This is a genomic window from Xanthobacter pollutisoli, assembly GCF_040044995.1.
Taxonomy (GTDB): Bacteria; Pseudomonadota; Alphaproteobacteria; order Rhizobiales; family Xanthobacteraceae; genus Xanthobacter.
Genome location: NZ_JBDZDP010000048.1, coordinates 1 through 8,235 on the forward strand (window position 1 = coordinate 1; position 8,235 = coordinate 8,235).

Consider the following 8,235-nt stretch of genomic DNA (forward strand, 5'->3'; position numbering starts at 1 on the left):
TCAAGGCCGACGTACACCATGGGGACCTCCCGGCGCTGGGTTCAGGCCCCGATCGTCCTCTTCGCCGCGGAACGCCGCAAACGGCTCAAGAGATCAGGACCGAATACCCCATCTCTTCTGAAAAACGCCTGCGCTTCATGTCCTGGTCCTCAAGTCGGGCCAGAACGAACTTCAAGCTGGATTAGACATGAGGGGCAACGTCACCCGCCTTCCCTAACGGGTTATTGCCCTCTTGCCTGCTGGATCGGCAACTTCCGAAGGTTCCGGGGAAATCTCCACGCATGCAGGCAGGTTTCCAAACTGCAGTGCCGCCGTCGACTTCGGATTTTCCCCCGCGTGCCGCACTCTTGCATCGGCGCGGGCGGGGCGCTCGCGCAACACCAAACCCCTACCAGCCGCAACCACGATCAAGGCGTCAAAAAGCATCATGCCATGGGGCCATTCTCCCCGCGCCACGACGCCGAACAGCGTCGCCCATTAGCAGGGTTGCATAATTGAACGGCGCAACGATGGACGCCGGAGCGCAGCGGATCGCTTCCGTCACGCAGATCTGGCCCACGCCGCCCGCGATTCCCTGGCGTCGAGAACAAAGCCAGCGAGAATCACCGCGACGAGTGGCGTTGCGTAGGACAGGGCCACGGCCTCGTCGAGGGGGATGAAGGCGAGGGCACCGAACGTGAGCCACATGGCGTTGACGCCGACGAGGCCCCGTATCACATGGCCGGCCGGCTGGCGGGTCCGGAAGTCGCTCGTCATCCGGCCGCTCCACAGCAACCAGACAACCAGAGGAACTCCGCCGAAGAAGCTGCGGGAGAAGCTGCGGGCGAACACGATCTCGCCGCTCAGAACCTGATCGGCCACGACGCGCACCATCGTGGACATGATGGCGAAGAAGAAGGTTGCGGAGATTTGCAGGCCGATGCCCGCACATTCATCTATGGGGGCCGGTCGAGACGAGATCTTTCCGCTAGCCTGGCGCGAGGCCGTGCGGCATGCGCAAGGCTAAAAGGAGCCCTGCGCAGAAGGCGAGGGAATGTCGCACCCAACTCCAGGCAATTCACGCTGCACGCGCTAAGCGGCCGGTCGAAGACTGCCACCGATCCCATGCGCGGCGGGGGTGCGGCCCCTCCCAGACGCGTTGACGGGTAGTATAGGTAGACGATCGAGAATGGAGTTCGCAATGGATGAGGCAAGCTCTGACCGGCCGCCCGATGCACGGCCCCCCCCGCGGGCAGTGGGGGCAAGGTGAGTGGGCGAAGGTGTGGGACGCGCCGCCCCGCCTGTTTCATTGGAGCATCGTGGTTCGGGTCGCGACATCCTATGTCACCGCCCGTACGGGGCGGATCGACTCGCATTTCTACAGCGACTACGCGGTTTTAGCCCTCGTGCTGTTCCGCCGGGGCTGGGGCATCGCGGGCAACCGGACAGCGCGGTTTGCCGCTTTGATCCGGGGTCCGCGCACCGCCCTCGCGCACCTTGCGGAGATCGCCCGCCGGGCGCCCGGCCACAATGCCGCGGGAGGCCTGATGGTTGCTCTCCTGCTGGTCCTGTTGCTGCAGGCGGCCAGCGGACTGTTCGCCAACGATGGCCTGTTCGAGCAGGGGCCGCTGGCCGGACTGGTCGGGCCGGCATGGAGCGACAGGTTCAGCGCCGTCCATGCGGTCGTCATCAACCTGCTGCTGACCCCATCGGCATCCATATCGCGGCGGTGCTGCTCTTTGCGCTGATGCTGCGCCAGGACCTATCCCGCCGATGATCACGGTTGGAAGAGGCTTCCCCCCGGGGCCTGACCCCGCCGCCGCTCGCGCCCCTGTGGCGGGCCGGCGCCGTCGCCGCGGTGGCGGCCGGCATCGTCTTCGGCCTGTCGCGCCTGGGCTGACGTCCACGCTGCCGAGGCGAGGACTCCCGAGGTCTTTCACGTCATGCTTCGGGTTGATCCGGCTAAGCTGGCCAAAGGCCCCCGACAGGAAGGCGCAGATGAGGATGGTCTGGAACGGGATGAGAGCGCCATCGATCAGGTCCGAGAGCATGGCCGGCAAAAGCCCAGCCGGCGAGGGTCTGGACGATGGCGAGCGGCAGTGAGACGAGGATCGGGCCGAAAATCAGCTGAAGCGTGTTCCCGTGGCCGAGCCGCCACGCCTGTTTCCAGGGAATCGGGTCGCCCAGCACGCGCGACGTCAGACGGAACGCGGGCCGGGAGGCGACCACTATGATCGCCAGCGTGAAAAGGATATCCAGCCCGGTGCTCAGCGTGCGCGGGCCCCGCCAGCGAGAAGGAGGCCGATCAGCAAAACCGGGACCAGCCCAGTCGAGATCGCCGCAAAGGCAGGACGGTATCCGCAACGTAGCCGAGTATGCGGCCCCAGCCCAGCCCCAGCGTTGCCGCATCCAGAGCCGATGGGCCGCGCAGAACGTCGCCGTGACCGAGAAGCGCCAGCGCAACCGTCGCCAGAAAGTAGAGGGAGAGAGCCCAGGCCGGCGAGCCGCGACGCCTGGCCCCAAGCAGCCCGACTACCGCGCCGCCGGCCACATAGAACGCCACAACGACCGGGTGCCGCAGCGCCACGGCCGCGGTCCACTGGAACGCCAATTCACCGATTGCAGCAGGGCGAGCGTGTAGTCGGGATCGTTCATGCCGGCTTGCTGGGTGGGAGAGAAGCCGATCGGCCCCTGCCCGCAGAATGGCCTCTTTCCCTACAAAGCCGGCGTCGCCTTGTCGATAGGCTCTCCGGCCGATGCAAGCCGCAGAGCTCCGCATCAGCGCACCTTGTGGCTCTGGTGGCAGGAGCGGCAGGAATTGGCCCAGCGACGAGCGCCATCTTGAATCCGTCGGCCGTTCCGGCTTTCGCGGCATTGTCGACCACGGCCGTATTGACGGCGGGGATTGCGGCCTCGTACCCGGCCCGATCGCTCCAGACGGCCGGAGCGGCGTTCGTGTCGCCCCGGTCCGATCCGGCCGGGAAGAGCCCCGCATAGCCCGCCAGCTCATCCCTATAGGCCGCGAAGATCGCCGCGGCCTTGGCCGGGTCGTAGGGCATATGGCCCTTGAGCATGGCGGCGCCGATCTCGGTCTGGTCCTCGAGGCGCTTCATCACCGCCTTGCGCTGGCTGATCACGCCCTCCGCGACGACCGGCGACGTGGCACCGACGACGCTCACGATGCCCATGACCCGAACAAGCGAACCGCCCGGCAACTTAGCGACGCAACATTCTTCTAACTCCATGGCAGCATTGCTGCTCTTCTACTACAGCCATACCGGCGGGCGATTAGAGAGAGACGCAGTCACTCTTCCGCGAGACGTTCCGCGTCCGTTAGCCGCGCAGCGATAAGCTGACATACCCCGGCGGAGCAGAGACAGGGATGACCGGGACATGGGCGGAGCCTGCCCACCCAAATGTCATATCCTGGGAAGACCCATCCCGATGCGTGCCCCTTCGTGCGCATCGCGCGCCGCTAGGCGCTATATGCTACCTCCCCTGACGCGGCGTGCCGTTCCTTTATTCGCGAGCGCTGCCCAGGGCCAGCTCTTTCGCAATGCAGCAATGCCTCTATGATGGGCGTTCTTGAATTTTGCGGCCCCTTCATAGCAAAGGAAGCTCCAGCCTTACCACATCATCCGAGCTTATTTTTTAGCGCTACCCAATACACCAAGCCTTCACCTCTCAACCATGGGCGACATGAGCGCAACTCGGGAAGTCATAATTGAACTAATGTTCTGAAGATTGATTTTCTACGGTTATATTACATTTGTTTATTTCCGTTAAAATATATAGTACTGGCTTGTCGATCCTTCCGGAGAGTGGTATTTTGACGAAGTCGTAATCGTAATCGTTACGGTATCGAACTACCGGATATCGAGGGGCGAATGTCGCTGTCCACCGAGAACATCCGAAACGAGCGCGTGTCTGAGGTGCGGGGCGCCGGCGTGCGCGGCTCGCTTGATTATTCGTCCATGACGCCACTGTTCGTCCTCATGGACGTGGCGTTGATCCTTGCGCTGAGCGTGATCGTTGCGTTCCTGTCCACGGGACAGGAGACCGCCAGCTTTGAGTTCACCCAGCCGCTGGGCATCGGCGTTCTGGCGGCTGTGGCGTTCGTCCTCATCGCTACCTCCCAGGGCCTGTACAAGCCCTGGCGGATGGTGCGCGTGGTGGAGGAGGCCCGGGCTGCGGTGATTAACTGGATCTTTGCGATCCTGGTGGTGGCAACGGTCATCTTCTGCCTCAAGGTGGGCGACAACACGTCGCGCCTCGCCACGGGCCTGTTCGCCGTTCTCGGCTTCGTCACGATCCCCGTGTCCCGATGGGCGCTCGGCATGTGGCTTCGCCGCGCGATCGAGACCGGCGCCGTGCGCGGCAGACCTTCCCTCCTGATCGGCGATCTTGATGAACTCGACAAGGTGGTGCCCAACCACGTCCTCGTTCGCCTGGGCCTCGACGAAGTCCGGCGCTTCAGCCTCTCGGCCCGGGGCTCTGCAGGAGCCAGCGGCGGGCTCACCCCGGAGGACATCGATTCCCTCAAGAACGCGCTGCAGTTCGCCCGCCAGAACCGGATCGAGGAGATCATCCTCGCCATGCCCTGGAGCGACATCGAGCGGCTCGACGCGGTCCGGGCGAGGCTCCGGTCCGTTCCTCTGCCCGTCAAGCTTCTGCCGGATGAGGCTGTCAACGAGCTGCTGGACGCACCCCGCGTCGACTTCGGGTCGTCCATCGCGATCGAGGTGCAGCGCGCGCCCCTGTCACGGTTGGAGCTGGCGCAGAAGCGGGTGCTCGACATCGCGATCGCCAGCGTCGCGATCATGCTGCTGCTGCCGCTGTTTGCGATCATCGCCGCCTGCATCAAGCTCGACAGCCGCGGGCCGGTGATCTTCCGCCAGCGACGCAACGGCTTTGGCGGCCGCGAATTCACCATCTACAAGTTCCGCTCGATGACGGTCATGGAGGATGGCGGCAAGGTGGTGCAGGCCCAGCGCAACGACAGGCGCGTCACCCGCGTCGGAAGATTCCTGCGGGCCTCCAGCCTCGACGAACTCCCACAGGTGCTCAATGTCCTATTCGGGCAGATGTCCATCGTCGGCCCCCGCCCCCATGCCATCGCCCACGACGACGAGTATTCCAAGCTTATCGCCGGCTATGCCTTCCGTCACCACGTTAAGCCGGGCATTACCGGCTGGGCTCAGGTCCAGGGCTTGCGGGGCGAAACGCGGGAGTTAGAGCTGATGGAGCGGCGGATCGAGATGGACCTTTGGTATATTAATAATTGGTCCGTATGGCTCGATCTAAAGATCGTCTTGAGAACATTTATAGAAGTTCTTCGCAAAGAGGCCTACTGACAAATCTCCCCTGTAATTACAAGATGACCGGCTCGCCGTGACGGTTCAGCCAGGAGAAGTCCAGGGAAACGCCGCCGGCCTCGCTCTATCGTCGCCGAAGATGAAATACGGCGCGTAGGTGCGCCGGACGTGATCGCTGAGCCAGAGGACATCAGCGAGGGCGAGGGTGTGCGGCGGGCTATTCTCGAGGCTGACCATGCAGCCGGGCGGAAAGCGCAATTCCGCCACGAAGGCGGCCGAGCCGCTGCCGAAGAGATGGATCAACGCCCGATCCACCGCGCCGGAATATCGGGTCGCTGGGCAGGGGACTCATAATGCATTGATCCAGATACGAACGGCGGCGAGCTTGAGCGCTGCGAGGAAGTTGTCCGGGCGCCGGTCGTAGCGGCTGGCGAGGCCCCGCATCTGCTTGATGCGGTTGAAAAGCGCTCGACAAGGTTCCTTTGGCGGTAGAGCCACGGACTGAAGGCAAAGGTCCGCTTGCGGATGGTGCGGGGCGGCACATTGGCAAATCCGCCGCGCTCCGCCGTCTCGGCTCGGAGGCGTCGGTGTCATAGGCCTTGTCAGCGAGCAGGATGCCGCCCGGTGCGAGCCGCGCCAACAGTTCGCGCCCAGCCGGCGCGTCGCCGGCCTGCCCGGCGGTGAGCAGGAGGTGGATCGGCCGGCCTTCAGCATCGACCAAAGCGTGGATCTTGGTGGTCAGTCCACCCCGGCAGCGTCCCATGCAACGATCGTCATCGCCCCCTTTTTGATGGCGGCGCCGTGCTGGTGAACGCGAACGCTGGAACTGTCGATCATCACGATGTCGCCGTCATAGGCGGCAGAGACCGCTTCCAGCAGCCGGTCCCAGACCCCCGAGGCCCGCCAGCGAACGAAACGGTTGTAGAGGGTTGTACGCGGACCATAACGCTCCGGCACATCCCGCCACGGCGCGCCGGTCCGGAACCTCCACAGGATGCCATTGATCACCCGGCGATCGTCCACCCGCGCCACGCCCCGCACCTTGTTCGGCAGCAGGAGTGCGATGATCGCGCATTCCCCGTCGCTCAGTTCGTGACGGCGCATCTCTCAGGCTCCCAGTTCGGGAGCTTGAATCACGGCACGCCCGGACACGCAAACTTATGGGGCCACGCCCTAGGACGACGACGATGGACGCTCGGCGAATTGCACGAAGGGTCGGGATGCGGGGCAAGGGGATATCCGAACGGGAACCGGTGCCTTCGGCCAGCGGAGCTGATCTTCGAACGTCAGGAAATCGGACATCGGACGCCTAGGCGCCGGGACCGGCCTGCCCTATCTGTAAGCGTCGTCTTCAGGCCACGTTGCTGAGGGCGGGCTGTGCGGGATAGGCCCATGGCATGAGGTCGTCGATGCGGCTGTTGGGGTGGCCGTTGACGATGCGGGTGATGACGTCCGCGAGGTAGGCCTCGGGATCGATGCCGTTGAGCTTGCAGGTCTCGACGAGCGAAGCGATGACGGCCCAGTGCTCGGCACCCCCATCGGAGCCGGCGAAGAGCGCATTCTTCCGGGTCAGAGCCAGAGGGCGGATGGAGCGCTCGACGATATTGTTGTCCAGCTCGACGCGGCCGTCGTCGAGGAACAAGGTGAGGCCCTCCCAGCGCGAGAGCGCGTAGCGGATCGCCTCGGCGAGCTTGGTCTTCTGGCTGATCAACGCCAGCTTCGCGCGCAGCCATGGCTCGAGGGCGTTGATGATCGGCCTGCTCTTCTCCTGGCGCGCGGTCCGGCGCTCATCCGGGGTACGGCACCGGATCGCAGCCTCGACGCGATAGAGCTCGGCGATGCGTTGCAGGGCTTCACTGGCGATCGGCGCGGGGCCGGCCTGGGCGAGCTCGTAGAAGCGGCGCCGAACATGCGCCCAGCAGAACGCCAGGCTCACGGCGTTGCGTCCGGCCAGCGCCCTGTAGCCGCCCATAGCCATCGACCTGCAGGATGCCGCTGAAGCCGTCGAGGTGGGCGACGGGCCGCTCGCCCTTGCGGTCGGGGGCATAGACATAAGCGACGGCGGGCGGATCGGCGCCGCCCCAGAGCCGGTCATCTCGGGCATAGGCGAAGAGCTGCCCGGTCTTGGTCCGGCCGCGGCCGGGATCCAGCACCGGCGCGGTGGTTTCGTCGGCGAACAGCTTGGGCGAGGTCCTCAACACCGCCAGCAGCCGCTCGTGGACCGGCCGCAGTAGGAAGGCCGCGCGTCCCACCCAGTCCGCCAGCGTCGAGCGGTCGAGCGTGATGCCCTGGCGCCCATAGATCTGGGCCTGGCGATACAGGGGCAGATGGTCGGCATATTTCGAGACGAGCACATGGGCGACGGTCGCCTCGGTCGGCAGGCCGCCCTCGATCAGCCGTGCCGGCGCCGGGGCCTGCACCACAACGTCCGCGCAGGAGCGGCAGGCATATTTCGGCCGACGCACCACCAGGACGCGGAACTGGGCCGGCACCATGTCGAGCCGCTCGGCCACATCCTCGCCGATGCGGTGCAGCTTGCCGGAACAGCACGGGCAGATGTCGCTCTCGATATCGACCACGGTCTCGATCCGCGGCAGATGGGCGGGCAGCGCTCCGCGGTTCGCACGGCGTTTGGCGACCCGCTCGGCCTTCTCGGCTGGCACCTGCGCCTCGGACGCAGCGAAGCCGGCGGCCTCGATCTGTTCGGCCTCTTCCAACGCCAGCAGCAGCTGGTCCTCGGGGAGGCTCTCCGCCCGCCGTCCGAAGCGGTGCCTCTGCAGCTCCTTGATGATCTGGCGCAGGCGCTCGATCTCGGCATCCCGCGCGATCAGCATCGCCTGGAGCGTCTCGGGATCGTGGGGAAGCTCGGTGGAGAGCGAAGCCATGACCAGGAGTGAATCATATTCGCCAGGCCTCTGCGAGCCTCTTCAACTGGCGGCGA

6 protein-coding genes and 2 pseudogenes are annotated in these 8,235 nt (G+C 65.1%); 3 read left to right on the forward strand and 5 right to left on the reverse strand.

The genetic code is table 11. The features are described 5' to 3' along the window. Positions 1–185, forward strand: a 185-nt coding sequence (locus ABLE93_RS26415) for a hypothetical protein (RefSeq protein WP_348842650.1), incomplete at its 5' end; no start/stop codon positions are given. A 355-nt stretch (positions 186–540) separates the two neighbouring features. Here the strand turns inward: ABLE93_RS26415 and ABLE93_RS26420 are convergent. Then, positions 541–960 carry an EamA family transporter gene (locus ABLE93_RS26420; protein WP_348842655.1) on the reverse strand — a complete coding sequence of 140 codons (420 nt, stop codon included), beginning with the start codon at positions 958–960 and terminating at the stop codon, positions 541–543. 299 nt (positions 961–1,259) lie between these two features. Between ABLE93_RS26420 and ABLE93_RS26425 the strand changes: the two genes are divergently transcribed. Further along, positions 1,260–1,727 (forward strand): cytochrome b/b6 domain-containing protein, encoded by a 468-nt coding sequence (locus ABLE93_RS26425; protein ID WP_348842651.1) that lies wholly within the window; start codon positions 1,260–1,262, stop codon positions 1,725–1,727. Positions 1,728–2,630: 903 nt separating this feature from the next. On the opposite strand, the gene ABLE93_RS26430 is transcribed toward ABLE93_RS26425, so the two are convergent. Continuing rightward, the gene (locus ABLE93_RS26430) at positions 2,631–3,167 is read right to left on the reverse strand and encodes a cytochrome c (protein ID WP_348842652.1); all 537 of its coding nucleotides are present in this window, start codon (positions 3,165–3,167) and stop codon (positions 2,631–2,633) included. A gap of 699 nt (positions 3,168–3,866) precedes the next feature. Between ABLE93_RS26430 and ABLE93_RS26435 the strand changes: the two genes are divergently transcribed. Continuing rightward, positions 3,867–5,333, forward strand: coding sequence for an undecaprenyl-phosphate glucose phosphotransferase (locus ABLE93_RS26435; RefSeq protein ID WP_348842653.1), 1,467 nt, complete (start codon positions 3,867–3,869; stop codon positions 5,331–5,333). A 45-nt stretch (positions 5,334–5,378) separates the two neighbouring features. Here the strand turns inward: ABLE93_RS26435 and ABLE93_RS26440 are convergent, their stop codons facing one another. The 3 genes and pseudogenes from ABLE93_RS26440 to tnpC form a co-directional block, all read right to left on the reverse strand. Further along, entirely contained in the window at positions 5,379–5,597 is a 219-nt protein-coding gene (locus tag ABLE93_RS26440; RefSeq protein ID WP_348842654.1) for a hypothetical protein, read from the reverse strand. 45 nt (positions 5,598–5,642) lie between these two features. Continuing rightward, positions 5,643–6,398: pseudogene (locus ABLE93_RS26445) on the reverse strand (IS5 family transposase). 247 nt (positions 6,399–6,645) lie between these two features. After that, positions 6,646–8,179 (reverse strand): annotated as a pseudogene (gene tnpC, locus ABLE93_RS26450) (IS66 family transposase). Between the last annotated feature and the right edge of the window lie 56 nt (positions 8,180–8,235).

Bases quoted from the DNA above. Each gene is read 5' to 3' on its own strand.
- ABLE93_RS26430 (WP_348842652.1), bottom strand. From the start codon at position 3,167: ATGGGCATCGTGAGCGTCGTCGGTGCCACGTCGCCGGTCGTCGCGGAG.
- ABLE93_RS26435 (WP_348842653.1), top strand. From the start codon at position 3,867: ATGTCGCTGTCCACCGAGAACATCCGAAACGAGCGCGTGTCTGAGGTG.